General features: G+C 53.1%; 24 protein-coding genes and 1 tRNA gene. 15 read left to right on the top strand and 10 right to left on the bottom strand.

Annotated features, from left to right (window positions below; translation table 11 throughout):
- The first annotated feature begins 8 nt into the window (after positions 1-8).
- The 11 genes from ABD931_RS14545 (at position 9) to ABD931_RS14495 (ending at position 10,657) form a co-directional block, all read left to right on the top strand.
- Entirely contained in the window at positions 9-1,745 is a 1,737-nt protein-coding gene (locus ABD931_RS14545; protein ID WP_345268306.1) for a M3 family oligoendopeptidase, read from the top strand.
- A gap of 80 nt (positions 1,746-1,825) precedes the next feature.
- Complete coding sequence (locus ABD931_RS14540; RefSeq protein ID WP_345268304.1) at positions 1,826-2,077, top strand: hypothetical protein; 252 nt, start codon at positions 1,826-1,828, stop codon at positions 2,075-2,077.
- A 191-nt stretch (positions 2,078-2,268) separates the two neighbouring features.
- Positions 2,269-3,342, top strand: coding sequence for an NAD-dependent epimerase/dehydratase family protein (locus ABD931_RS14535; RefSeq protein WP_345268302.1), 1,074 nt, complete (start codon positions 2,269-2,271; stop codon positions 3,340-3,342).
- Between the two features lie 6 nt (positions 3,343-3,348).
- Positions 3,349-4,230 (top strand): class I SAM-dependent methyltransferase, encoded by an 882-nt coding sequence (locus ABD931_RS14530; protein WP_345268300.1) that lies wholly within the window; start codon positions 3,349-3,351, stop codon positions 4,228-4,230.
- Between the two features lie 38 nt (positions 4,231-4,268).
- Positions 4,269-5,207, top strand: coding sequence for a hypothetical protein (locus ABD931_RS14525; protein WP_345268298.1), 939 nt, complete (start codon positions 4,269-4,271; stop codon positions 5,205-5,207).
- Between the two features lie 84 nt (positions 5,208-5,291).
- The gene (locus tag ABD931_RS14520) at positions 5,292-6,116 is read left to right on the top strand and encodes a phytanoyl-CoA dioxygenase family protein (protein ID WP_345268296.1); all 825 of its coding nucleotides are present in this window, start codon (positions 5,292-5,294) and stop codon (positions 6,114-6,116) included.
- Positions 6,117-6,122: 6 nt separating this feature from the next.
- Positions 6,123-7,103 (top strand): glycosyltransferase, encoded by a 981-nt coding sequence (locus tag ABD931_RS14515; protein ID WP_345268294.1) that lies wholly within the window; start codon positions 6,123-6,125, stop codon positions 7,101-7,103.
- Positions 7,104-7,162: 59 nt separating this feature from the next.
- Complete coding sequence (locus tag ABD931_RS14510; protein WP_345268292.1) at positions 7,163-7,948, top strand: TauD/TfdA family dioxygenase; 786 nt, start codon at positions 7,163-7,165, stop codon at positions 7,946-7,948.
- 82 nt (positions 7,949-8,030) lie between these two features.
- Entirely contained in the window at positions 8,031-9,008 is a 978-nt protein-coding gene (locus ABD931_RS14505; protein ID WP_345268290.1) for an aldo/keto reductase, read from the top strand.
- Between the two features lies 1 nt (position 9,009).
- Positions 9,010-9,840, top strand: a complete 831-nt coding sequence (locus ABD931_RS14500; RefSeq protein ID WP_345268288.1) for a glycosyltransferase family 2 protein — start codon at positions 9,010-9,012, stop codon at positions 9,838-9,840.
- Between the two features lie 46 nt (positions 9,841-9,886).
- The gene (locus ABD931_RS14495; RefSeq protein WP_345268286.1) at positions 9,887-10,657 is read left to right on the top strand and encodes a glycosyltransferase family 2 protein; all 771 of its coding nucleotides are present in this window, start codon (positions 9,887-9,889) and stop codon (positions 10,655-10,657) included.
- Positions 10,658-10,676: 19 nt separating this feature from the next.
- Here the strand turns inward: ABD931_RS14495 and ABD931_RS14490 are convergent, their stop codons facing one another.
- Entirely contained in the window at positions 10,677-11,120 is a 444-nt protein-coding gene (locus ABD931_RS14490) for a hypothetical protein (RefSeq protein WP_345268284.1), read from the bottom strand.
- Between the two features lie 57 nt (positions 11,121-11,177).
- On the opposite strand from ABD931_RS14490, the gene ABD931_RS14485 reads away from it, so the two are divergent.
- Both ABD931_RS14485 and ABD931_RS14480 read left to right on the top strand, forming a co-directional pair.
- Positions 11,178-12,140: a YheT family hydrolase gene (locus ABD931_RS14485; RefSeq protein WP_345268282.1), complete on the top strand. Its 963-nt coding sequence runs from the start codon at positions 11,178-11,180 to the stop codon at positions 12,138-12,140.
- A gap of 94 nt (positions 12,141-12,234) precedes the next feature.
- Positions 12,235-13,182, top strand: a complete 948-nt coding sequence (locus ABD931_RS14480; RefSeq protein WP_345268280.1) for a D-2-hydroxyacid dehydrogenase — start codon at positions 12,235-12,237, stop codon at positions 13,180-13,182.
- A gap of 118 nt (positions 13,183-13,300) precedes the next feature.
- Here ABD931_RS14480 and ABD931_RS14475 read toward each other — a convergent pair whose 3' ends face one another.
- The 7 genes from ABD931_RS14475 to ABD931_RS14445 all read right to left on the bottom strand — a co-directional run bounded on the left by ABD931_RS14475 (position 13,301) and on the right by ABD931_RS14445 (position 23,365).
- On the bottom strand, positions 13,301-14,179 hold the full coding sequence (locus ABD931_RS14475; protein WP_345268279.1) for a MerR family transcriptional regulator: 879 nt from the start codon (positions 14,177-14,179) through the stop codon (positions 13,301-13,303).
- A 198-nt stretch (positions 14,180-14,377) separates the two neighbouring features.
- A complete protein-coding gene (locus ABD931_RS14470; RefSeq protein WP_345268277.1) occupies positions 14,378-15,043 on the bottom strand; it encodes a carotenoid biosynthesis protein in 666 nt (221 codons plus the stop codon).
- 79 nt (positions 15,044-15,122) lie between these two features.
- Positions 15,123-15,198, bottom strand: a tRNA-His gene (locus ABD931_RS14465).
- A 92-nt stretch (positions 15,199-15,290) separates the two neighbouring features.
- Positions 15,291-15,905, bottom strand: a complete 615-nt coding sequence (locus ABD931_RS14460) for a superoxide dismutase (protein WP_345268275.1) — start codon at positions 15,903-15,905, stop codon at positions 15,291-15,293.
- A gap of 80 nt (positions 15,906-15,985) precedes the next feature.
- The gene (locus ABD931_RS14455) at positions 15,986-16,435 is read right to left on the bottom strand and encodes a nucleoside deaminase (protein WP_345268273.1); all 450 of its coding nucleotides are present in this window, start codon (positions 16,433-16,435) and stop codon (positions 15,986-15,988) included.
- Between the two features lie 108 nt (positions 16,436-16,543).
- A complete protein-coding gene (locus tag ABD931_RS14450) occupies positions 16,544-20,206 on the bottom strand; it encodes an Ig-like domain-containing protein (RefSeq protein WP_345268271.1) in 3,663 nt (1,220 codons plus the stop codon).
- A 135-nt stretch (positions 20,207-20,341) separates the two neighbouring features.
- Positions 20,342-23,365, bottom strand: a complete 3,024-nt coding sequence (locus tag ABD931_RS14445; protein ID WP_345268269.1) for a serine hydrolase domain-containing protein — start codon at positions 23,363-23,365, stop codon at positions 20,342-20,344.
- A gap of 183 nt (positions 23,366-23,548) precedes the next feature.
- Between ABD931_RS14445 and ABD931_RS14440 the strand changes: the two genes are divergently transcribed.
- Positions 23,549-24,268 (top strand): DUF2490 domain-containing protein, encoded by a 720-nt coding sequence (locus ABD931_RS14440; protein ID WP_345268267.1) that lies wholly within the window; start codon positions 23,549-23,551, stop codon positions 24,266-24,268.
- A complete protein-coding gene (locus ABD931_RS14435; RefSeq protein WP_345268265.1) occupies positions 24,265-24,759 on the top strand; it encodes a rhodanese-like domain-containing protein in 495 nt (164 codons plus the stop codon). Before ABD931_RS14440 ends, ABD931_RS14435 begins: the two co-directional genes overlap by 4 nt.
- A gap of 21 nt (positions 24,760-24,780) precedes the next feature.
- Here ABD931_RS14435 and ABD931_RS14430 read toward each other — a convergent pair whose 3' ends face one another.
- A complete protein-coding gene (locus tag ABD931_RS14430; RefSeq protein WP_345268263.1) occupies positions 24,781-25,020 on the bottom strand; it encodes a hypothetical protein in 240 nt (79 codons plus the stop codon).
- Between the two features lie 125 nt (positions 25,021-25,145).
- Entirely contained in the window at positions 25,146-25,952 is an 807-nt protein-coding gene (locus ABD931_RS14425; RefSeq protein ID WP_345268261.1) for a T9SS type A sorting domain-containing protein, read from the bottom strand.
- Positions 25,953-26,129: the final 177 nt, after the last annotated feature.

Raw genomic sequence — 26,129 nt, 5'->3', positions numbered from 1 at the left:
ACGTACCAATGACCGCAGATAGTTCGCTTCAGATGCCCACCCGCCCGGCCCGCCGGTTTATCGGCGAAGAGATAGACCTCAAGAGCTGGGACGATGTAAAACCTTTTTACGACAGCCTGCTCAGCCGTCCCATTCAAAACGCCGATGACCTGCGGCAGTGGTTTGTCGACCGCAGTGAACTGGAATCGTACCTGTCTGAAAATTTTGCCTGGCGCTACATCCGGATGACCTGCGACACGGCCAACCAAGAGCTGGTGAACCGCCTGAACTTTTTCATTGCCGACATTCAGCCGCAGATGACGGCTTATGGTAATGAACTGGACAAAAAAGCCGTAGAGAGTCCTTACCTGACCGAGCTGACCGACCGGGGCTTCGATATCACCGTGCGGGGTATGAAAAAAGCCATCGAAATCTTCCGGGACGAAAATATCCCGCTTCAGTCGGAGATGCAGATGGAGGAGCGGAAATACGGGGCCATTACCGGAGCCATGACGGTAGAGATCAACGGTGAGGAAATGACCCTGCAAAAAGCCTCCGACCTGCTACAGTCGACCGACCGGGCAGTACGGGAAGACGCCTGGCGCAAGATTCAGGACCGCCGGTACCAGGACCATGAAACGCTGGATAACCTGTTTAACAAGCTTCGCGACCTGCGGCACCAGATGGCAACCAACGCCGGCTTTGCCAATTTCCGCGATTATATGTTTGCGGCTCTCGGGCGCTTCGATTACACGCCCGATGATTGCTTTGCCTTCCATGCGTCGGTATCGGAGGCTGTGGTGCCGCTGCTCGACCAGTTGGCCGAAGCGCGGAAGCAGAAGCTGGGGGTAGATGCCCTGCGGCCGTGGGATACCCGCGTTGACCCCGAAGGCCGCCCCCCGCTGAAGCCGTTTGCCTCCGGCGAAGACCTGCTTAACAAAAGCATTACCTGCTTTGACCGGCTCGATCCGCAACTGGGTTCTTACCTGCGCATTATGAAGGCAATGGGCCATCTGGACCTCGAATCGCGCAAGGGCAAAGCGCCCGGCGGCTACAACTACCCGCTGGAAGAAATTGGTGTTCCCTTCATTTTTATGAACGCTACCTCCAGCCTGCGTGATCTGGTGACGATGGTTCACGAAGGTGGGCACGCCGTTCATTCGTTCCTGACGCGGGAGTTGCCGTTGAAATCGTTCCGGAACCCGCCGATGGAGGTGGCCGAACTGGCGTCGATGTCGATGGAGCTATTATCGATGGATCACTGGGACGTATTCTTCGACGACCCCGAAGAACTCCGGCGGGCCAAGCTCCAGCACCTGGAATCGATTGTGGAAACCTTGCCCTGGGTAGCCACCATTGATACGTTTCAGCACTGGATCTACGAGAACCCCGCGCATTCGGTTACCGACCGGCGGGAGAATTGGGTGCGTATCTACGAGCAGTTCACCGACCGGGTTGTCGACTGGAGCGGGCTGGAAGCGTATAAGGAGTACCTCTGGCAGCGGCAGTTGCACCTGTACGAAGTGCCGTTCTATTATATCGAATACGGTATTGCGCAGTTGGGCGCTATTGGCGTCTGGCAAAACTATCGGCAAAATCAGGTTAAAGGACTTCAGGGTTACAAAGACGCACTGGCACTCGGCTATATGGCACCGATTCGGGAGATATACCAGGCCGCTAATGTGCCGTTTGACTTCTCCCGCGAACACATTAGTTCACTGATGAACTTTGTCTGGGAAGAAATTTCACAACTCAGGCAGGGTTAACCGGAAGAATATTAAGATTCCTGTTCCGATTTAGCGACTGACGCTGTAAATTTGCGGAATCAATTCGTAACCAATCTTCTATGAAAAGCGTACTGAGCAAAGGTGTATTGGTGGTAGCAGTGCTGTCGCTGGCATCTTGTGACTATCAGAAATACAATACCATTCGTCAGAAAGACGTCCGCCGGGGCGATTCATATATCTACGGCGTTCACCCCGACTCGGCGGCTGTTCAGTCGAAATATAAGTATACGCCCCGCCCGGAAGTGGAAGCCCGTACCCAAAAAATCCGGGAAAAGCTATTCGGCACCGGCACGATCGGCGAAGGAGCCTGAGACTTTAGTTAATGCCTTCCTGAAAGCGATGAACCCAGTCGGCAGACCGGTTCGTCGCTTTTTTATTTGCCTACAATTTTAGGGAAAGGTTCTTCGGTATAGAACTTTTTTACGTTACTTTGTCGACCTAGTACTTGAGTGCAGAATATAACATTTTTAATATTTCTTTCGCAAAAAGTTATAAACGCTATATGAACGTTGCACTGGTTACCGGTTCGGCCGGCTTGATAGGAAGTGAAACAGTTGCCTTTTTCTCAGAAAAGTTCGATGTCATTGTCGGTATCGACAATAATATGCGGCAATACTTCTTCGGTGCCGATGGCTCAACCGAGTGGAATCGCAACCGCCTGGCCGATACCTTCACAAATTACCGACACTACACGGCTGACATTCGCCAGGTTGACGAACTCGACGTCATCTTCCGCGAATACGGCACCGACATCAAAGCCATTGTGCATACAGCCGCCCAACCCAGTCACGACTGGGCGGCCCGCGAGCCCTTCACCGACTTTGCCGTTAACGCCAACGGTACCCTCAATCTGCTGGAGATGACCCGCCGGCACTGCCCCGAGGCTGTCTTCATCTTTACCTCCACCAACAAGGTCTACGGCGACAACCCCAACTACCTGCCCCTGGTGGAAACCGATACCCGCTGGGAAATCGACCAAAATCACCCGTACTTCGAGAATGGTATTGATGAGCACATGAGCCTCGACCATACCAAGCACTCGCTGTTTGGCGCGTCTAAAGTAGCCGCCGATATTCTGGTGCAGGAGTATGGCCGCTACTTCGGCATGAAGACCGGCGTGTTCCGGGGGGGCTGCCTGACGGGGCCGAATCACTCAGGCGCTCAGTTGCACGGTTTTCTGTCGTACCTGATGAAGTGTGCCATCACGGGCAATCACTACACCATTTTCGGCTACAAAGGCAAGCAGGTGCGGGATAACATCCATAGCTGGGATCTGGTGAACATGTTCTGGCATTTCTACCAGAACCCGCGGCCAGGGGAGGTATACAATGCCGGGGGGGGACGCTTTGCCAACTGTTCGATGCTGGAAGCAATAGCTGTCTGTGAAGCGATTAGCGGCAACAAAATGAACTACAGCTACTCGGAGACCAACCGGATTGGTGACCATATCTGGTACATCTCGGACCTGAGCAAGTTCAAGAGCCACTATCCAAGCTGGAACTGGACTTATGATTTGCAGCAGACGCTGGCCCAAATTCACGACAGTATGGCCGCCCGCCTGCGCCAACCCGCTTAACGCTGAATGACAACGGAAGAATTTTATAAAACGCTGGTTGACCCGGAAACCCGGCAACCTTTGACACACTCGGCCGATGGCAAAACGCTAATCGGCTCCAACGGGACCACCTTTGACATTATGGAGGGGGGCATTGTCAATGCCCTCTATCCAAAAACGCTGCTGGAAGACGATGCCCGCGAACAGTACCTGTACGATCAGGCATATCTGCGGTATGACCGGGGCGTGTCCTGGGTATTTGAGACCCTGAACAAGTCAGACGAAGCGGCTACGCGCCGGTTTATGGTGGGGCTTATGGACCTGAAGCCCGGGCAGACGGTGCTGGAGGTAGGCGCCGGAACCGGTAAAGATTCGGCACTGATTATCGAGCAGATTTCGCCGGGCGGTACGGCTATGCTGTCTGACTTGTCGCCGAATATGCTGCGGCTGGCTACGCAGAAGCTGCAGCCGAAAGAGGTAGACGTCCATTTTCTGCTGGCCAATGGGTCTTATTTACCCTTTGCAGATGACACCTTCGATGCGCTGTTCCATTTCGGGGGCATCAATACGTTCTCGGAGCGCCGGCAGGCTTTCCTGGAAATGACCCGCGTGGTGAAGCCTGGCGGCAAGGTAGTAATCGGCGACGAAAGCGTAGCGCCCTGGCTTCGGAAAACGCCAACCTACGCCACGCTGCTGAAAGCCAACCCGCTGTTTCGGGCGGAGGTGCCGCTGGAAGATGTGCCGGCCAATATCACCGATTTCAAACTGCACTATATTTTTGGCAACGCATACTACGTCATGGAATACGTTGTTGCCGATAAAGCGCCCGAAGTAGATATTGATTTGCCCATACCCGGTAAAGATTTTGTGGATACCTGGCGGCTCCGTGCCGAAAAAGCGACAGACTAACCAGTTTGTGGTCTGTTGAACCACAATGCGTTTACGATATGCCCTGGATTAAAAAAGGATTGGTATATAAACCGGATGGATCATTGCCGCACAGCCGTTCGCATGCGCAGGTGCCCTTTGCCTATCCGCACACAGATTTTTTACGCATCTATTTTTCGTCGCGCGACGACAATGGGCAGTCACGTCCGACGTTCATTGATGTTGATTACGACGATCCCACCCGCATTCTGTACATCCACGACCGCTCGGTGCTGGAGCTGGGTGGCCCCGGCGAGTACGACGAAACCGGTGCTATGCCGGCCTGGTTCGTGCCCATGCCGAACGGAGACATCCGGCTGTATTATACCGGCTGGAACCGCACCTGGAACTCCTACCGGCTCTCGATGGGGCTGGCCTTGAGTACCGACGGTGGCCTGACGTTCAAAAAGATGTTTGCCGGCCCCATTATGGACCGTAGCATCGAAAATCCCATCTGGGCGGCTCAGCCATCCGTTCTGATAGACGAAGACGGTACCTGGCGTATGTGGTATATCTCCGGGCATAAGTGCGAGTACATTCACGGCTATCCGGAACCGTTCTATCGCGGGCAGTCGGCTACCTCAACCGATGGCATTCACTGGACTATTAGTGACGTGCCTACGCTGGAGTTCGATGACTTTTTGCAGGCGGTAGGGCGGCCCAGCGTTTTCAGGGAAGATGGCTTGTATAAAATGTATTACTCGTACCGCCACACCCGCGATTACCGGACCGACCGTAACCAAAGTTACCGGCTGGGTTACGCAGAATCTGCCGATGGCGTACAGTGGGAGCGCAAAGATCACCTGGTTGGGATTGAGAAGTCGGAAGACCCGGCTGCCTTCGACTACCTCATGATCTGCTACGCTCACCGGTATGAACACAACGGCCGGAAATATCTGTTATACAACGGCAACGGTTTTGGGGCCGCCGGCTTTTCGTATGCCGTTTGGGAGGACTGACAAGAGTCACTCCCGTACCTGATTTTTGTTCTGTGTTACCAGGCCGTACAGGGCTCACTTTTGGGCCATAAATGAACAAAAGCTATGTTATCTGCTGAGCAAATTGACCAGTATAAGAAAGATGGTTACCTGCTGCTGAAGGGCGCTCTGAACAAGGATGTTGTTTCGGCCATCTACCGGGAGGCCCGCGAAATTTTCGCTATTCAGATTCAGCATGTGTTGGGCCAGTCGGTAGACATCGACGATCGGGATGCCTTTGAGGCCGCTATGTTCGCTTTCTTCGAGAAAGATTTTAACGCCTTTGTCAGCACGGGAAAAACCGTGCAGCATACGCTCTCGCTGCACCGCCTGGGTGTGAGCGACGAGATTCTTGATTTTGTCCGGGCAATTGGTGTAGCGAAGCCGGTCATTGCGGTACGGCCCGCTATGCAATTCAACAGCCGGTTTTTATCGAAAGACGGGAGTACTCACTGGAAACTGGGAGCCCACCAGGACTGGCGCACCGGACAAGGGTCGCTCGATAGTGTGGTTGTGTGGTTTCCGATGGTGCCGGCCGGCGAGGAAATTGGGGCGTTGCAGGTTATTCCGGGCAGCCATACCTCCGGTCTGATGCAGGCCAGCACCACCGGCTATGCCGGCTCTATTACCGATGAACTGCGGGAGGAGGAATACATTCAGACCGAGTATGAGGTGGGCGACGTGCTGTTGTTTTCGGCGTTCCTGGTACACCGTTCGGGTAATAACGTAACGCGTAACATTCGATGGTCGGTGCAGCTACGGTATAACAACCTGCTCGAGCAGACGTTTATCAATCGCGGTTATCCCATGCCGTACATTTATAAACCCCAGGAGGAACTGGTAACGCCTGATTTTCCGACTGCTGAGCAAATCAAAGGCATCTACGCCTAAAGGAGCATGAAAGTAAGCGTCTGCATCATTACGTACAATCAGGCAAAGTTTATTCGTGAAGCCATCGACAGCGTGGTTGCGCAGCAGACAAACTTTCCGTTTGAGGTCCTGATCGGCGACGATTTTTCTACAGATGGCACCCGCGACATTATCCGGGAATATGCCGCACGGTATCCGGATTTGATCCGGCCCGTGCTGCACCCACATAATATGGGGCAGAATGGCCTGTTCAACACGCTGGATACCTACAAACAGGCAAGGGGGGCGTACATTGCCGCTATGGATGGTGATGATTACTGGACCGATCCGCTTAAATTGCAGAAGCAGGCAGACTTCCTGGATGCGCATCCGGATTTCTCGACCTGTTACCACAATGCCCTGATTACGTACGAAGATGGTTCGCCCCCGCACGTGGTCAACCCTCCCGATCAGGCACCCGTGTCGACCCTGGAGGATTTGATTGGCGAAGACGAGATCTGGTTTATGGCAACCTCCAGCGTAATGTTCCGGCACGTCATCAGAGACTATCCGCAATGGTTCCTGAAATCGGTCAGTGGCGATATTCCGCGGTATGTCCTGCTGGCCAAGCATGGTAAAATCGGCTATCTGCCCGATGTCATGTCGGTATATCGGAAAAATACGGGCGGAACCAGTTATACCGACCGGTACGATGATGCCCGGTTCCTGAAGAACCGGATTGAGATGTACGAAGGCATAAACCAAGAACTGGACTACCGGTTCAACCGGCAGTTACAGCGAAACATAGCGCGTTATTACAAAATGATGCTGCGTAGCCGGCAGTACCGCAACCAGTATTTTTCGCGGCTGCTGCTGGCCGTTAAGTACCTGTATCTGGCCCGGCCCGACTGGCAGGAGCGCAAAACTGTTATTTACGAGGATATATTGCCGCCCGGCCTATCCAAAGCCTACAGTTCGCTTGCTATCGGCCTGTACCGATTACGTAAAAGTCTGAGTGCAAAAACGTAGCGCTACGGGTATCTACAGAATGTCTCAACGAGTAAGTTCTTTATAAACCAAACGATGCCATGAATTTTTTCCAGCAACTAACGTACACAACTCCAGATGAAACTATTCAGAACGTCAGGGAAGCCGTTCTGAACAATAAGCTGGTGTATCTGCAAGGCTTTAAAGAAGACCTGCCTGTGCATGATTTTTACACCCGGCTGTCGGAAACAATTGGTAAAATTCACGCGGCCGGCGAAGACATTGCTACGGGTCAGGCCACCGGAAGCCGCTGGATCGATATTACCTACGATCCCCAGATTCCGGATCGGTACCGCTCCAGCAATACGCGTCAGCCGCTGCATACCGACGACTCGTATGTGGAGTTACACGGCGAAGAAGCCATAAACTTCTTTTACTGCGCTTCGCGGGCTAAAATTGGCGGGGCTACCACCTTTTACGATCTGCCGGACCTGATTGAGTGCCTGAAACTCGATGGCGAAGAAAAACTGCTGGAGGAACTTATGACCACAGATGTGGTACACGAAAAAGGAGGGAGCCGGAAAGTTCGCAAGATTATCGACAAAGACGAAAAAGGCTACCTGGCCAATTATAACTACTATTGCATCTCAAAAGAGGAGAACCCGGCCGACGTGCTCGACATGGTGGAGCGCTTCCAGACGTTTCTGGAGAATCGGATTCACAACGCCGGCGTGGTGATGGCTGTTCAATTGCAGAAGGGAGAAGCCGTGTTCTTCCACGATGATCGCCTGCTGCATGGTCGCCATTCTTTCTTTGCGGAGTATCCCGGTCAGCGGAGTCTTATCAAGGGCAAAATCATTCTGACACCCGCAACGGCCGCGGTGTAAACGTTCAAAGAAGTCAGAAGTCGGTCGGCTGGTACCCGCCCCAACCAGATATCTGCAGGCTGGCTTCTGCTTTTTTCTGCCTATGACCTTTTCACTGGAACAGATGCTGACCTCACGCCTTGGTTTTGGCACCTGGCAATTCGGGGGGCCTAATGTGGTACATGGTAAGCCAACAGGCTGGGGCACTGTTGACGAAGGCGAAGCCATTCGTGCCATTCAGACGGCACTGGAACAGGGAATCAATTTTATTGATACGGCCGATAGTTACGGACAAGGGCAGGCAGAACGTATCCTGGGGACGGCGCTGACTCAGTTTGCGCCGGGGCAGCAGGCTATAATCTGTACAAAATTCGGTAACCGGATGGCTACCGATGGGGCACCATTTCAGGATTTTGGGACCACCTGGTTAGCGCAGGCGGTAGAAAACAGCCTGCGTCGGTTAAAGCGCGACACCATTGATGTGCTGTTGCTGCATAGCCCTCCCGACCTCTTCGATTGGTCGACGTACGATCCTGCGCCTTTTGACCAACTGGTGCAGGCTGGTAAAATCAGGGCGTATGGCGTTAGTTCAAAGAGTGTGTATGGTGCCCGCCGGGTGCTGGAGGCCGGCTTCGGCTCGGTGCTGGAGGTGCTCTATAACGCCCTTGACCGTCGGGCCGAAGATGTGCTTTTTTCGGTTGCCGAAGCCGACCGGTACCGCTTTATTGCGCGGGTACCGCTGGCGTCCGGTTTTCTGAACCCGCGCTACCTGACTGAAGATCCGGTGTTTCCGGACGATCAGTACCGCCACTACCTGCCGGAGCGCGATACCAATTGGCTGCTCCGGTCGATGCGACAGTTGGCTTTTTTAAACGACTTACCCGGCGGTATGGCAACGTCGGCCATCCGGTTCTGCCTGTCCCACAAGGCAGTGTCTGTTGTTATTCCCGGTATGCGTCATGAACGGCAGGTGCAGGCGAATTGGGTAGCGGCTCAGGCTGGTCCTTTACCCCCTGACGTACTCAGCCGCATTCGCGAAGCCGTGCCGGACGTGCCGGATCATTGGAAACCTAAGGCCTGAGATGCTCCCAAAAGTTAGTGTTTGTGTACCGACCTACAATCACGAAGCCTTTATTGCGCAGATGCTCGACGGGGCGCTGATGCAACAAACAACTTTCGCGTTTGAAATTGTTATCGGCGATGATGGGTCGACGGATGGAGCGCCGGCCATTATCAGGCGTTATGCCGAACAGCATCCGGGCCTTATCCGGGCTTTTTTGCACCCGCATAACCTTGGACCGGCGGAACCGCGCGAATTTGCCGGACGCAATAATGTACTCGGTCTGCTCACGGCCTGTCGGGGCGAGTACGTAGCCATGTGCGAGGGCGACGACTACTGGACCGATCCGCTGAAGCTTCAGAAGCAGGTCGATTTTCTGGATGCCCACCCAGACTACTTTATCTGCCACCATAACATGCGGGTTGTTTACGAAGACGGGCCGCCATCGGCGGGGCCGGCAGAGCACCTGTTTAATCCGCCCGATCAGCGCACTACCAGCACGATTCAGGATGTACTCGCCGACAACTGGATTGTGGCAACGGCCAGTATGCTATATCGGAATAGTTTTAAAAGCGGAAAATTTGCCGATTGGCACGCACGGGCAGCCTCGGGCGACTGGGCGCTGGTGATTCAGTTAGCGGCCCACGGGCCAATTGGCTACCTCAACGAGGTGATGGGAGTATACCGGAAACACCGGGGGGGAATGAGCAATGTTCACTCCGACCGCAACCGGTTTTTTCTGCAAAACCGGCTGGAGATGTTTGCCGCCGTTAACGAATGGCTTAATTACCAATACAATGCTACGGTACAGGAAACGATCTCCCGGTACAAAACTTTGCTGAATGCCGTGTAACTTTGCCACCTTGCCTACACAATCAGTCCATCTTACTGTATTTCATATGAAGCTAAGCGTTGTTATCCCCGCCTATAATGAGGAAGAGTCTCTGCCGGATACTCTGCGCACGTTGTACCAAACGCTATCGACATATGGCATTGATCATGAGATTTGTGTTACCAACGATAATTCAAAGGACAATACGCTTCAGGTACTGCAGCAACTCTCGCTGGAGATTCCTACCCTGGTGTATTTTACCAATACAGGACCTAATGGCTTCGGGTATGCTGTTCGCTATGGCCTTGAGCGCTTTACCGGTGATTGCGTAGCGGTGTTCATGGCCGATATGTCGGATGACCCGGAAGATCTGGTGAAGTATTACCAGAAAATGCAGGAAGGCGACTATGATGCTGTGTTTGGCACCCGCTGGGGTAAAGGGGGTAAAGTGGTTGATTACCCGGCCGTGAAGAAGTACATCAACCGGGTTGCCAACTTTATCGTGCGCATCCTGATGGGGATAAAGTACAATGATACCACCAATGCCTTCAAACTGTACAAACGCGAGACCATCGAGGGTATCAAGCCGTTTCTCTCCCCCCACTTTAACCTGACCATTGAATTGCCGCTTAAGGCTATTGTCCGGGGTTATACCTTTGCCGTGGTACCCAATAGCTGGACAAACCGAAAATACGGCGAATCGAAGCTGAAGATTAAGGAAATGGGCAGCCGATACTTCTTCATCCTGCTCTACTGCCTGATAGAAAAGTATTTCTCACGGGGCGATTACCGTAAAAAAGTAACGGCTGTCCGCCAGCCGGTCGAAGCCGGTAATTAGAAAGCCTCTCCTGGGTGGTTCACTCAAACAATTCCTGTAGGCCGGGTATGTTGTACGTAGCCAGCGTCAAGACAATGCTCCAGAACAAGGCGCTGAGCAACATATACAACATAATCTGCCCCCGGTGTACCCGGTACGATACCGCCAGTACCGTGCCCCCGATGGGCGTCAGAATCAGGGGTGTTAGCAGGGCAATGCCCGCCATACCCGATCGTTTCCAGATCTTTACGGCCAGGCGGGTCCGGCGGGTAAACCGCCGGGGGGGGGTTGGACTGATACGCTGCGACAGCCGGCGCAGCAATTCACCAGTGTAAGCCACGGCCACCACAGCCAGCATCATACCGGCAACCGTGCAGGCGGCCGTTTGTGCCCATGTTAATCCCATTGCTATACCCGTGAGTGGCCCGCCGATAAATTTTAGCGCACTAGCCAGAATAACCGTTATGTACTTAGCGACATCCATGTCATATGTTGAACACGCAAGCCATATCAGGTGTTTTAAAAAGAAAGTAGATCCTTCATGCCACTTATCCAAACGTCTGCTTACCCCGGTTCTCCCGCCTACCTCTACAACGGACATTTGCAGACCATCTTTCCAAGTATGTTTCGCCGGGTGCAGGATGTGGGCTATGAGCGCGAACGTCTGGTGTTGCCGGATGGTGATTTCATCGACCTCGACTGGATTGAGCGTGGCCGGCCGAAACTGGTGATCCTGACCCATGGGCTGGAAGGCGACAGCCGGCGGCAGTATATGATGGGCATGGCCGGCTTGTTTGCCGGAAACGGCTGGGACGTACTGGCGTGGAACTGCCGGTCGTGCAGCGGAGAGATGAATAAGGCTTTCCGGCTTTATAACCACGGGGATATTGACGACATCGGCGATGTTATCCGGCATGCGCTCCGGACCAGACGCTACAAAACGGTAGCCCTGGTAGGGTTCAGCATGGGTGGCAATATAACCCTGAAGTACCTGGGCGTTCATGGACGGGAGGTACCGGACGTGATCCGGCGGGCGGTGGCCATTTCGGCTCCCACCGATCTGCGGGCCAGTGCCTGCCTGCTCGACCGGCCCTCGAACCGGCTATACCGCAATCGATTTATGAAAAAGCTTGTCCGGAAGCTCCGTCAGAAAGCGGCTCTTTTTCCGGGTACGCTTGATATGCAGAAGCTGAAAGAAGTAGCCGTCTGGCGTGATTTTGACGATTTTTTCTCCGCTCCGGTCAACGGGTACCGTGATGCCGATGATTTCTATGCCCAGGCATCCGCCGTAAATTTTATGCCGGGTATCACCGTGCCGTCGCTGGTGCTGAACGCCCAGAATGACCCGATTCTCTCGCCGGAATGTTCTCCGGCTTGGCTGGCCGAAACTCATCCGAACATTTATCTGGAGACACCCCGCAGCGGTGGCCATGTTGGTTTTCTGGTAGCCCGTGATCCGTATACCTATGCCGAACGCCGGGCGCTGTCGTTCGTAACTGACTAACCAGACGAGGCTGAGCGTTTGATTAGTTGGCAAAGATTCACGAGTTTCGCTCCTGATACAAACCAACATTCTCCAAAACCGCCCCTTCTGTCTTATGCACATTGTTGTTCTGGATGGGTATACCCTCAATCCGGGTGATCTGGACTGGTCTCCGCTCGAAGCCCTGGGCACCGTAGCTATTTACGACCGTACACCATCGGAGCAGGTGCTGGAGCGGGCCAGGCACGCTGAGGCACTGCTGGTGAATAAACTTGTGCTGAACCGAGAGATGCTGGGCCAGTTACCGGCCCTGCAATACATTGGCGTTACCGCTACAGGGTACAACAATGTTGATATTCCGGCTGCCCGGGAGCGGGGTATTACCGTGACAAACGTGAAAGGATACGGCTCCGACTCAGTGGCGCAAATGACCTTCGCCCTGCTGCTCGAACTGACCCAGCACGCAGGCTTACACAATACGAGTGTGCGGGCGGGTGACTGGGCCACTACTGAGGATTTTTGTTACTGGAAGCGGCCGCTGATAGAATTGGCCGGCAAAACGCTGGGAATTGTCGGGTATGGCGATATTGGGCAGAAGGTAGCTGAGATAGGCCGGGCTTTCGGTATGGAGATACTGGTGAATCGCCGGCAGCCTGATCCTGCCGATAGTGTTCGGTACGTTGATCTGCCAACCTTATTTGCCGAAAGCGATGTGGTGACCCTGCACTGCCCCATGACCGACGAGAACAAAGGGTTTGTAAACCGGAATCTGCTGAGTCAGATGAAGCCCACGGCTTTTCTGCTGAACACCAGCCGGGGCGGCCTTATTACCGAACCCGATCTGGCGGCCGCTCTGAACGAAGGCGTTTTGGCTGGTGCAGGGCTGGATGTGCTATCAGTAGAGCCGCCTGTATCGGGAAATCCGTTGATCGGCGCCCAAAACACAATTATTACCCCGCATATTGCCTGGGCTACTCTCGAAGCGCGGCAGCGGCTGTTGCAATCGGCCATTGCTAACCTAAATACATACCAGCAAGGCCGGCCCCAAAATGTGGTAACCTGAACAGCAGAAAGCCCGTCTGCGCAGACGAGCTTTCCCGTTATAGCCTCATAGGTTAGATATAGCAATCGAAGTTATAATCAGGGGGCTGGCACTCCGAAATCCTAAATCCCCAATCAGATTAGTAGCTGGCAATCCGAATCAGATCTTCAATATTGTTGATAATAGTACCGTTCTCGGGCATATTAATATCCTGACCTACAACCTGGTAGCCAGTAAACAACAGGTGGGAGTCCGGAAAATGCTTTGTCATCTGATCCACATACGGCTGCACTTCATGATTTGAGGGTACAGACGTAATTGCCGTAAACAGGTAATCCGGCTTGTGAACGTTATACGCGAAGACCAACTCGTTGAACGGCAGGCTCTGCCCCAGGTATATTACCTTATTGTAACGCGCCCGGATAATATAATTGGCAAACAGCAGGCTGATTTCGTGTAATTCACCTTCCGGCAGAAACAGCATATATGTTTTGCCGTCGGGGCGCTGCTTGCTCACCTGCCCATCAATGGCTACGATAATTTTTTGCCGGATCAGGTTGGTTATAAAATGCTCCTGCGCCGGGCCAATAGAGCCGGTTACCCATAGCGTACCAATGCGGCTCAGGAACGGGTAGATGATATAAATCATCGTATTCTCAAAGCCGAACTGTAGGATGTTGGTGCTGATGATCTTATCAAACCGCTCCTCGTCGAGGTCGATCATCGAAATCGTCAGCGCGTGGATCTGATCGGGATAGTTGAGCTGCTTATCGGAGATTTTAATGACTTCGTGGTACATTTCCTCCACCGACATTTTTGATATCTCGGAGATTTTATACCCGTGTTCTTTCAGCAGCGAAATATTCAGTACCAGTTTCAGATCCCGGTCATCATACGTGCGGATGTTGGTATCCGTGCGCTTTGGTGTAATAATGTTATACCGTTGCTCCCAAATGCGCAGGGTATGAGCCTTAATGCCTGAAAGTTGCTCTAAATCTTTTATGGAGTAATTACTCATGGAGCATACAAATTACGGGTGTCAACGCGTGTTTCATAACATACTAAAGTTACTGACGTAACCACAGGGATTTGCTGAACTGATTGTTCTTTACCTAATCGCAAAACTCACTAAAAGATAACACGCAAGCCGTTAACTAATTTAAACTATGGGCTGATCCGATAATTTATTCTATAACTCTCAAAATTAATATTTTGTTTAACGACTTTGCAACAAAAAGATAATATTATGTCCCACGAAAAAGACAAACTGTAGGAGAAGCATCAGGGTTGCCAATCGGTTCTTCTTTTGAAACGGTAGTCCGTACCAGATTGCCAATAACGCCAGCGATACCAGCCACCAGCCTACATAATTACGGATCGGAACCGGCTGACCAAACCAGGTCCAGAAATTAAGCCGGATGGCCACCGGTTCGATAAAGATATCCAGCACCACCATCAGGGTAGCGGCTGCAATAGCTTTCATGTAAATGGGAAACGGCAAGCGGTCGCAGACTGTACCACAGCAATAAGAGAGTGTAAGCCAGTTCAGCCCAATTACCGGGGGCACGGCCCAGAGCTGATCGCCTAAACCGGTGTCGTAGGCATACCGACCGAAAACGTAGCCGGTCTGAACACCCAAGACTTCCACAAAAAAACCGGTCAGAACTGCCAAAACGGCGTAAAAAACAAACGAAGGCCGCCAGTCGGTATGGTACAGGAGCAGAACGACCAGGGATACCACCAGATTGACAGGCACCAGCGGGCGGAAAAAAGGGGCCAGGGCAGGCAGTTGTAAGCCAACAATCCCTGCCACATACGCTAAGGTCAACAGGGTAGCCGCCAGGGAATAATAGCGGTCAACAGAGGCAATGGTGGAGGTCATATCAGATCAACAACTGAAAAGCAACCCAAAGTTAGGGCCCTAAACAAAAAAGTCCCGAAACTGTTCGGGACTTTTTACCGGGTGAAAGATGGGGCTCGAACCCACGACCTCCTGAACCACAATCAGGCGCTCTAACCGACTGAGCTACGATCACCATTTATGGTGCAAAGATAATAAATAACGATTAATGATGAATGATAAACGATGAAAAAATCTCGTGCTGTATCATCATTAATCGTTCATTATTTTAAGCTGCTTTCCCTTGCTGGAAACGTTGCTCGGCAGCATTCCAGTCGACCACATTCCAGAAAGCACTGATGTACTCGGGCCGGCGGTTCTGATATTTCAGATAATAAGCATGTTCCCAGACATCCAGACCAATAATGGGAAACCCTTTTTGGTCGGCTACATCCATCAGCGGATTATCCTGGTTCGGTGTCGAGGTTACCGCCAGCTCACCTTCCGGCGTAACAATCAGCCACGCCCAGCCCGAGCCGAATCGAGTGGTAGCCGCTTTGGTAAACTCTTCTTTAAACGCATCATACGAACCAAACTTCTGGTTGATGGCTTCAGCTAACGAACCTGTCGGCGTTCCTCCGCCGTTGGCCGACAAAATTGTCCAGAACATGGAGTGATTGTAATGCCCACCGCCATTGTTCCGTACCGCTACCGGGTACTGACTGATGCTGGCCAGCAGTTCTTCAAGCGATTTATTCTCCATATCGGTACCGTTTACCGCGTTGTTGAGGTTGGTCACGTACGCATTATGGTGCTTGTCGTGGTGAATTTCCATCGTTTGCTTATCGATGTTAGGCTCAAGAGCGTCACTTGGATACGGTAGTGGTTCTAATACAAATGCCATTGTGTGAGAAGATTTAAGTTGCAATATCAAGAAACCAACGAAGTGAGGATGTGTCAGTTCGGTAACACGAACATGTTTAATTATGTTCTTAACCGCTGAAAAAACTTTGTTAACAGGACTTGGCTTTCCGCAGCCAGCACCCCTGTCATTAGTTTGGTTTTTGGGTGCAATACCGGGCTCTGTATCCGGCTGAATCCCCGTTTGGGGTCAGGAGCCCCAATCACAATACGGTCGATCTGCGACCAGTATAATGCGCCGGCGCACATCAGGCAGGGCTCCAGCGTAACGTACAGGGTGCAGTCGATCAGGTATTTACCCCCCAGATATTGGGTAGCGGCCGTAATGGCCAGCATTTCGGCATGAGCGGTAACGTCGTTGAGCCGTTCGGTTTGATTGAAGGCTTTGGCAATAATCCGATTACGACAGGCTATAACGGCTCCTACCGGAATTTCACCGGCGTCGGAAGCCTTTTTTGCTTGTTGCAGCGCTTCGGTCATAAAATGGTCATCGGAGAAAAGGGCTGGTGTCATTTCACGTACAGGGTTTGCCGGATAAGCTGGATTCTGCTGCGTAAAAAAAGCACCCTAGCCTGCTGTGGGCGTTGGCTATGGTGCTTTTATGGATCAAACGGCAGAGCGTTATTGTTTTAACACTTTTCGAAGGGTATGCCGGTCTCCTACCTGAATTTTCAGCATGTACAGGCCTGGTAGCAGAGTATGGGTGTCCAGCGTTGTCCGGCGTTCGTAGGTTGTACGCTTGAGCGCCGGGCGACCGGTCAGATCGGTTAGCTCCAGATGAGCCGGCTCGCGTTGCAGCGGGACCGCAAATTCAACTGTCAGTTCCGATGTAGCAGGAATCGGGAATACCAAAATACCCGCGGAGAACGGGTCCTCCTCAACACTTAGCAGGGGAAGGACCGTGATTACTGCCGTTCCGGATACGGTGCCTGTTCCGCAGTTGTTGGTAACGGATACCAATTGGTATGTTGCTGTTTTTAAGGGCTTCACCTCCAGCACATGGGGGTTGGCATTGGTGGTTACGGTCTGAGTGCTGGCGTTGTCGGTATACGAGAAGGTCCACGGTCCGGTACCTGTAAAGGCTACGTTCAGCTTGCCGATACTGCCTTCGTAAAGTTCCTGAGTGCCTGTGAGCGTAGCTGTCGGCAGCGACTGAATTGTCAGGATCGTTGGGCTGTTACTACCCAGTACCGGAATGGTTGGGTTGGTGGCCATGACCCGGACAAAATAGCGCCCGCCGGCCAGATTGGCCGGGAGCGTCGCGGTAATAGGGCTGGACAGTGAGCCCGTCGAAATGTCGACATATTGTTTCGTGGTGGTATCGGCCACCTGAAGTCTAAATACGCTGCCCGGATTGAACTCACCAGTGGTGGTAAACGGAACGGTAATGCTGGTACCCACACACTGTGTCGTGCTGGCGAGCGCTGTAGTGGTTATGGTTGGAATTCGCACGTTTACCGTGGCCGTGGCGGGGTTGCCGGGGAGTCCGTTGCCACAGGTGTTTCGCACCATTACCACCTGATAGATGGTAGTTTGAGCCGGGGTCACGGAGATTGTCTGGATCGTGTCGTTTGCCGTTCCGGATGTACCGTCGGATAGGGTATATGAAAACGGCGGAACGCTGGTAAACCGCAGTTGCAGCGTAGCCGGCCGGCCTAAATTAACGGTAGGGTTCCCGATCAGGGACAGCGTGGGTGTAGAGTTGACAATCAGCTTAATACTGGCTCTCTGGCTGGCGCAGCCGTTAGCTCCTATTTGGTACACATAAAACAGTTCTCCGCCCGGTCTGGTCGCATTCAGCGTGGAGGGGGTAGGGGCGTTTTGGGTAATTCGGCCGTACGGATCTATCCAGCGCATATTGGTACCGTTGGCCACCAGGGGTGTTGCATTTTCGTCACGGCAATACGTGACCACCGGGTTGGGTACGGTCGGGGCCGGTGTGGTCTGAATGGTTACCGTTATGGTAGCCTTGGGACTTTCGCAGCCGGCAGCCGACGTTTGGGTGACCTGATAGTTGATGACGCCGGCATTGTCGACCGGGGGGGTGGGGGCATTTGGGAACGGATTGCCGTCTGTATTATACCAGCGGAGGTTCTGACCAGATGCCGAGAGTGGGCCAACATTCTGCCCCGGCTGATCGGGTACGGCCTGGCAGTACGTCAACGGAGAAACCCCGGGAGCGGAGGGCAGGGCGTTTATAGTCACTAACAGGGACGCTTTAGGGCTTTCGCAGCCGGCAGCCGACGTTTGGGTAACCTGGTATGTCTCCTGACCTACCGTTCCGGTTAATGGTGTAGCGGTTGGTCCTAGCAGCGTTCCTGTACTCGTATACCATCTCAGATTGCTTCCGGTAGCCGTTAGCGGTTGGGCCGGTGCATTGTTACAATAGCTTACCGGATTTACACCGGGAGCTGCGGGTGTTACATTGATCTGTACCGGTAAAAGGGCTCTTGGGCCTTCGCAGCCGTTTAGGGTCTGCGACACGTAATAGTTGGTACTACCTACGGTTGTGCCGGAGGGTACCGGAGCCGTGGCGGAGCCTGTTCCGCCTGTAGCACTGGTACCGTACCAGAGCAGCGTTGCGCCACTCAGGGCTGTTACCGAAGCTGGGAGAGATGGGGCCGGGGTATTCTGGCAGAATGAGACTGCGCTAACAACCGGAGCGGAAGGCGTGGGTCTGACAGTCACACCAACCGATGCTCTGGGGCTTTCACAACCCCCAACGGTCTGGCTGACGTAATATGTGACGGTACCAGGCGTTGTGGTCGACGGAATGGTCGGGGAGGAGGTTGCCGTGCCACCGGTTTGGTTAGGTCCATACCAGTTCAGGGTACCACTCGCGCTGGCGGTGGCCGATAAAGGTCCTGCCGGCGCGCTCTGACAATAGGTAAGCGATGCGGTTGCTGTCGCCAGCGCAGCAGGGACACTGTTGACAGTAACCGACAGGCCGGCTCTTGGGCCTTCGCAGCCATTTAGTATCTGGCTCACATAATAGGTTGTTGTACCCGTAGCTGATGTTGGGGGCACAGGTGCGGTTGCAGAGCCTGTACCGCCGGTTGAATTGGTGCCGTACCACAATAGCGTAGCACCAGCAACAGGCGAGGCCGACAGGGCCTGGGCAGGTCCGTTCTGGCATAGCGTTACCGCGCTGACGGTTGGCGCGGCCGGAACAGGTTTGACTGTTACAAACAAGGCGACTCTGGGGCTTTCGCAACCATCAATGGTTTGCGAAACATAATAAACGGTGGTACCTGCGGTGGTTGGCGGAGCAGGTGTAGACGGGTACTGGGTTCCGCCGGTTAGGGCACTATACCATTTTAAAACGCCCCCGGCCGTAGCCGTCACGGAAGTAGCTAACGAGGAGACGGGCGTGTTCAGACAGTAGCTGAGAGCATCTACCTGCGGACCCGCCGGTGCGGCTACCACGGTAACCGCAATAGCCACGCGGGGGCTTTCGCAGCCGTTCACAGTCTGGCTGACGTAGTAATTGGTTGTGCCTGGAGTTGTGGTGGTGGGTATCGGTGCTATCGATGATCCGGTGCCTCCGCTGGCATTGGTGCCGTACCAGTTCAACACTCCCCCCGCAGAGGGTGTCGCCGTTAACGAACTGGCCTGACCCCCCTGACAATACGTAACCGATGCCCCCGGCGTTGGGGCAGCTGGCAGGGCATTAACCGTAACCGTCAGGGCGGCTCTGGCACTTTCGCAGCCATTCCGGCTCTGACTAACATAATACGTAGTGGTACCCGTGGTACTTGATGGTGGCGTGGGAGCCGTACCGGATGCTGTACCTCCGGTGGCATTGGTGCCGTACCAGTTTAACGTGGCTCCCGCTGAAGCTGTGGCCGTAAGAGGCTGAGTGGAACTATTTAAACAGAGATTAACCGGTGTAACCTGGGGGGCACCGGGGACAGTAGTTATGGCGAGTGTTGTAGGGCTGGCTGTGCCAATAGTCGAGGGCGTACTGGCCACAACGCGCAAGAGGTAACTGGTCCCTGTACCGGTGGTTGTCGGAATGGTTGCTGTAAGCGGACTGCTGGTGCCGGTACCCACCACAACGGGAGAGGCAAAACTGCCGGCCGCGTTTGACAATTGAACCGTAAATTGATTAGAGCCACCAAACGAACCGGTCGTGGTAAAGGGTACGGTGAGGGTGCCACCGGCACAAACGCTGGTAGTGGATAAGGCACCGGTGGTAATTGACTGGGCAACGCCACTACCCGCAAGAAGCAGGTTAAGCATTCCAATTAATCCAATAGCGCTGAAGGTAAACAGTTTAAACATACCGCCTGAAGAAGTTGCAAATCAAGCCCTAAAGATAATAGTTATTAACCAAAAGCCGGAACTTCTCAGAAGGGGCCAACCAGAAATAGCCACCCGAAACCTCGGGTGGCTATTTCTGGTTGCTTTACGAGCTACCTATTCGGTGATAGCGGCATAAATAATATCATGTATCTTTTTCCGGAGGGCAGTTGTGTTGATGCTGTTATTGGCGGCTGTCGGATGTATCCGGTTCGACAGGAACACAAACACCAGATCCTCATCCGGGTCCGCCCAGATCACGTTGCCGGTAAAGCCGGTATGCCCAAACGAACGGAGCGATGCCTGGCTGGACAGGTAGCTGCTGCTATGACCAGGATTGGGTTTGTCCCAGCCTAAGGCCCGGTGACTACGGGTACTCAGTGTCTGCGTAAAGTAAGGCACCGTTGCACTCTGTAAAAACCGCTGCCCCCCATAAATGCCTTTCTGCAGGTTCATCTGTAAAAGTTGTGCTATCTCGTGGGCATTACCAAACAAACCAGCATGGCCCGAAACCCCTCCCTGTACGGCCGCCATCTGGTCGTGTACCGTACCGACGAGCAGGGTGTTACGGAAATACGTATCTTTTTCGGTGGGGGCAATCTTTGGATTCGCCAGCTTCAGCAGGGGGGTAAAGCCGACCGATTTCAGGCCCATGGGCCGGTACAATTCGTTTTCAATAAACTGGTCCAGGGATTTGCCACTCACCCGTTCTACCAGCTTTTGCATGGTCAGAAAGCCCAGATCACTGTAAATATAAGCGGGTTTACCATCCGTGTCGACCTGCCGGGCCATAGGCGATTTGATCACCCACTTCCAGACTGAATCTTTCAGGGCCGGCGTTGCCCACAGCGTTGTGGCTACCTGTAGCGGATGTGCACTGTCGGGTTTCAGACTGTAGTATTCCGGCTTCAGCCCACCGCCGGGGGCACGGGTGCGGTCCCATAGCGAGGGATAATACGAAATCAGCCCGGCCTGGTGCAGCAGCACATCGTAAATGGTGATGTTCTGCTTATTGGAGCCGCGCAGTTCCGGCAGGTAAAACGATACCTTCTGGTTCAGGTCGATGGCCTTCCGGTCGTATAACATCATGACGGCCTGGAGGGTAGCCATCACTTTTGTGACCGAAGCCAGATCATACAGCGTCTCGTCGGTTACTTTGTCATTGCTGTTAAAAGTGAGCGTGCCAAAGTTTTTGTCGTAAACGATCTTACCCCGGCGGGCCACAATGATCTGGCAACCCGGCACCACCCGGTTGGCAACGGCTCCACGCGTGACATCGTCTATGCGGGCCAGAACTGCTGTTTTCATACCCACGCTTTCCGGCGAACCCATCGAGAGCCGCCCGGTGGCATCGTAGGCATAGCCATGCGTTTCTCGCCAGCTACCGGTCGATACCGGCAGAACACCCCGCGCCGGCAGCGCCCCAAACAACACCTGTGGTACGGTTTGCTCCATCTCCGGGTAGTCTTCATAGGCACAGATCAAGGCATCGGCATTGCTGAACTGGCTGAGGCTGTAAGGTGATCCGAATACGTTGACAATAACTTTTTTGCCCTGCTGTTTCAGCCGGGCTATCAGATCCAGAGAGGGCTTGGTAATGCCGTAGCGTCGGTAAGCCGACTGGCTCATCCGGTGAAAACTCAGCAAGACCACGTTGGCATCGCCTACCCGCGCCAATATGTCGCTGACATCGGCCTCGGAGGCCGGCTTTTCCGCCAAAGCAACGTGGTTGAACGGAGCGTAGAAGCTGAGCGTCTTCTGAAAGGTATTGCCCACACCGGCTCCAATGGCAACCGAAGCCAGCTTCAGCGTATCCAGCCGGCTCAGCGGCAGCACCTTCTGGTTGTTGCTGACAACCGTTACGGCCTGGGCACTCAGCTCGCGTTTCAGCGCATTGGCTTCGTCGGAGTTCAGTTCTTTATCCAGATTAGCCAGTGCAATGGGCGAGTAGGTATTCAGCCCGCTCCAGTATTTGGCCCGCAGAATTTTTTTGACCCGCTCGTCGATCAGTTCCTGCGAAATCTGACCCTGCTGTACGGCTTCCAGAATGGCTCTGGCCGCTTCTTTTACGTTTTCCGGGTACAGCAAAATATCATTACCCGCCATCAGCGCTTTCATGTTGACATCCACCGGGCGCAGTGACCGGGTTACCCCACCCATGTTCAGGGCATCGGTAAAAACCAGCCCCCGGAAACCAAGCTCTTTTTTCAGTAGTTCGGTGACCACCTTCTCCGAAAGGGTGGCCGCCAGCGCAGGGGTTTTATCCAGAACCGGTACGTACAGATGGCCGGTAACAACGCCCATCAGGCTATCGGCAATGAGCTTACGAAAGGGAAACAGGTCAACATCGCGCAGTTGCTCCGACGACCGGCTGATGGTCGGCAGCGTGTGATGCGAATCGGCGTTGGTATCGCCGTGTCCGGGGAAGTGCTTGGCCGTAGCAATGATACGGTTGGCCTGCAGGCCCCGCATATAGGCCGACGCTTTAATAGCTACGTTTTCTTTTGACTCGCCAAAGGAGCGTACGCCGATTACCGGGTTGGCAGGATTGCTGTTGATGTCGGATACCGGTGCAAAGTTGATGTGTACGCCCAGGCGCTGGCACTGCCGGCCAATCTCCAGACCCATCCGGTAAATGATTTCGTTGTCGCGGATGGCACCCAGCGTCATTTGCTTGGGAAAATCCATGGCGCTGTCCAGCCGCATACCCAGTCCCCACTCCCCGTCGATACCGATCAGCAGCGGAACTTTGGCTTTAGACTGGTACCGGTTGGTGAGTACCGCCTGCCGGTATGGGCCGCCCTGAAAGAAGATCAGACCGCCAATATGGTAATCTCTAACCAGCGTTTCGATATATTGGTAGTGGTGTTCATCCCGGTTCGAGAAGGTGGCCACCATAAAGAACTGACCAATTTTCTGTTCCGGCGTCATCGTCTGAAAAACACTGTCTACCCACTGCTGCCCAGCCTTTTCCAGCGAAAGGACATCCAGTGGTTTATGGGGAGCATACGCATGTATGGGAGCGACCGAAGCTGATTTTCGGGACCCAATAAGATCAGCTCTAATAAGACTGAAAGCTGTCAACAATCCCACTGCCGACAGGCAGATTACCAACTTCAACGAGACAACTTTGCTCTTCATGGTTCTTAACAGTCACTAAATGAACACTACAAGTTAACGGTTGATAACGGCAAGCCTAAAGTTAGCCAAACTGCCCGTTAACTCATAACGAATATTAGAATCATCCAGTTGTTTAACGGTATTTTAACAGTAGAAAATACCTATAATGTTCATTTTTACTACTAAAAATCAGTTAATCTTAGGTTGCGCGGAATTTACTGTTACTTTGTCGTTCTACTTACGCTTCTCGGGAACAAAACGGAGGGGCTGGCTCAGCATTATTCGCACACGGCTATCTGGTTGCGGCTGGCACCGTCGTGGACTATTAGTAAGTCTGTGCTCATTTCCGGCGATTTTCATTACCGTCGGCAGAGTGATCCCGATCATCTGCTGAACCCTGTATACGCACCTTTGACAAAAGCAGGGCGCTTAGGTTTAACCTACCGGTACGGAAGCTGGTCGCTGCAATTGAATCCGCTCATGTACTTTCAGTCGTACCCGGCGCTGGGCACAACGGCCGATTTCAGTCGCCCGGTCAATAAAGAGTTTCGGATGAGTGCGCTGCTGGAATGGAATCTGCCGGTGAGCCGGCAAATGGATGTACGCCTACGCGGAGGGTATGAGTACCGGCTGTTTGCTAATGGCACTACTGCCGGCCGTATGCGCTTCCGCCTGATGACGCGTCACCAACTATCGGAATTGTACTATTTCTACGTCTGGAACGAAACACTACTGGCCGGGCCGCCCAACTGGAACCGTTTCCATCCCTTTGAAATTAACCGGACTGCCCTGAACCTGGGGTACACTATTTCTGAACATGTTTCCTGTGAGGGTGGTTATCAATTCTCACATCGCCGGCGTAAATCCCTTATAGAATTCGACGAGGAACACGCTTTGCTGCTAACCGTATTTCTACGCATATGAAGATGCTGCTCCGGATAGGTTTACTGGGACTGAGTATGAGCGTAAACGCACAGACAACGAGCAGCGCCTATAAAGCAATGCTGGAGACGCTTTACAAGAAGTCGGTGCCGTTCATTACTGTTGAGGAGTTGAAACAGAGGCAGAATGTGGTGGTGCTGGATACCCGTGAGAGGAACGAATATGAAGTTAGCCATTTGCCGGGTGCCCGGTGGATTGGTTATAACGACTTTGATCTCCGGCGGCTGAGAGATATACCTAAGTCGGCAACTATCGTCACCTACTGCTCGGTAGGCGTCCGTAGCGAACGGGTGGGTGAGAAACTGTTGGCGGCCGGGTACACAAATGTGCAGAACCTATACGGCAGTTTGTTTGAGTGGGTTAACCAGGGAAATCCGGTGGTCGATATACAGGAGCGGCCGACTCAGCGGGTACACGCCTATTCAAAATTATGGGGTATCTGGCTCAACAAAGGCCAAAAAGTGTACGATTGAGTAACTAACTACCGCCGTCACTCAGGCCAGGTAACGGCGGTAGTTGCTGATTGTCTCTACCAGTTTTCCCAATAAAGTTATCTGGCATTTAACCTCACGGGTTATGTGCCACGCTTTCGTTTTTGACGGGTGGGTGGCCGGTGCGGTGGCTACTCTGTTGTTCAGTTGCTTACGAGCGGCAAACAGATTATTTGGCTTACCCATACCGGCGGCTTGCAAACTACCCAAAGCCATCATCAGAATTAAGATTCGCGTTTTCATCTCCGTCTGTTTTTCTTTACAACACAAAGATATAGGTTTTGTTTGGTATTATGCAATACATAGTACCTTGTTTCTGAAAATTTTTTTGCAGGACCGGCAAATTCAATAACCGGTCCTGCGGGTGCTTACGGAATGACAATGCGTTTTACGGCTCCGTCTTCGTTCTGCGTAACGGTAATGAAGTATGTACCCTTAGCGTTTTTACCCAGATCAATCTGGCCCACGTATTCTCCGGAAAAGTCTTTAACCTCCTTCCGGGCCACCTCTTTGCCTTTGGGATTTGTAATGGTAATGGTGATATCTCCTTTGGCCGGAGCAACAAAGCGAACATTCAGCAGATTTTGGTCGGGGTTGTTCGGGTAAGCATCCAGGCTCCGAACGGTTGAGGCTTTGGTGCCGAAACTACCGTTGCGCGACCAGTTCTCGAACGGCTCGGCCAGGCGGTATTCAAAATTACGGGGCAGGTTCAGCTCCCTGCGGTTGAGCCGGTTGGCCAGCGAATCGAAGTTCATGCGGAAATCAAACTGCCCATTGCCGTCGTTGTAGAAGTATAACCGACGGTCGTTTTTGGGTAGTGACCGGTTGGGGCGGAGCGCATAGGCTTCCGGCCGGCGGCTTTTGATCCGAAGCTCATTGTTGCCTTCTTCAATAATAATTGTAAGCTGACTGTTACCCTTCTCTTTACGAGCCGTCTGAACCGAGTCGACCAGACGTTTGACCAGGGCATCGCGCTTCTCATCGGTCATGCCGTCCAGCGGATAGGTACGGTCAACTTCGCTGACCCGGTTGCCGTTGCGCTCGATAATCCTGACCCGAAGCTGATCGTTTTTCGCTTTCTCTTTTGCTTGCTGGGCTACGGCTAGTCCGCTGATGCTGCCGGTCAATAACAGCGCCAGGGCGAACCGGAGGAGAGTTGTGTTTGTTCGTTTCATACAGACTAACAGAGGGTGAATAAGCGTTGCAAACCTACAAATTGACTGATTGTGCGTTTGTTAAAGAATCTTAGCCGCCTGTTAAAGTTTGTTAAACAGACGCGGCTGGCCTGGTCAGTTCGTACTTTTACAGGGGACCTTTTATAGGCGACTAGTGTAAAGATGCCGGAAGTCGTA

It is taken from the genome of Nibrella viscosa, assembly GCF_039541875.1.
Classification (GTDB): Bacteria; Bacteroidota; Bacteroidia; order Cytophagales; family Spirosomataceae; genus Nibrella; species Nibrella viscosa.
This window is presented reverse-complemented; position numbering and strand designations above follow the sequence as displayed.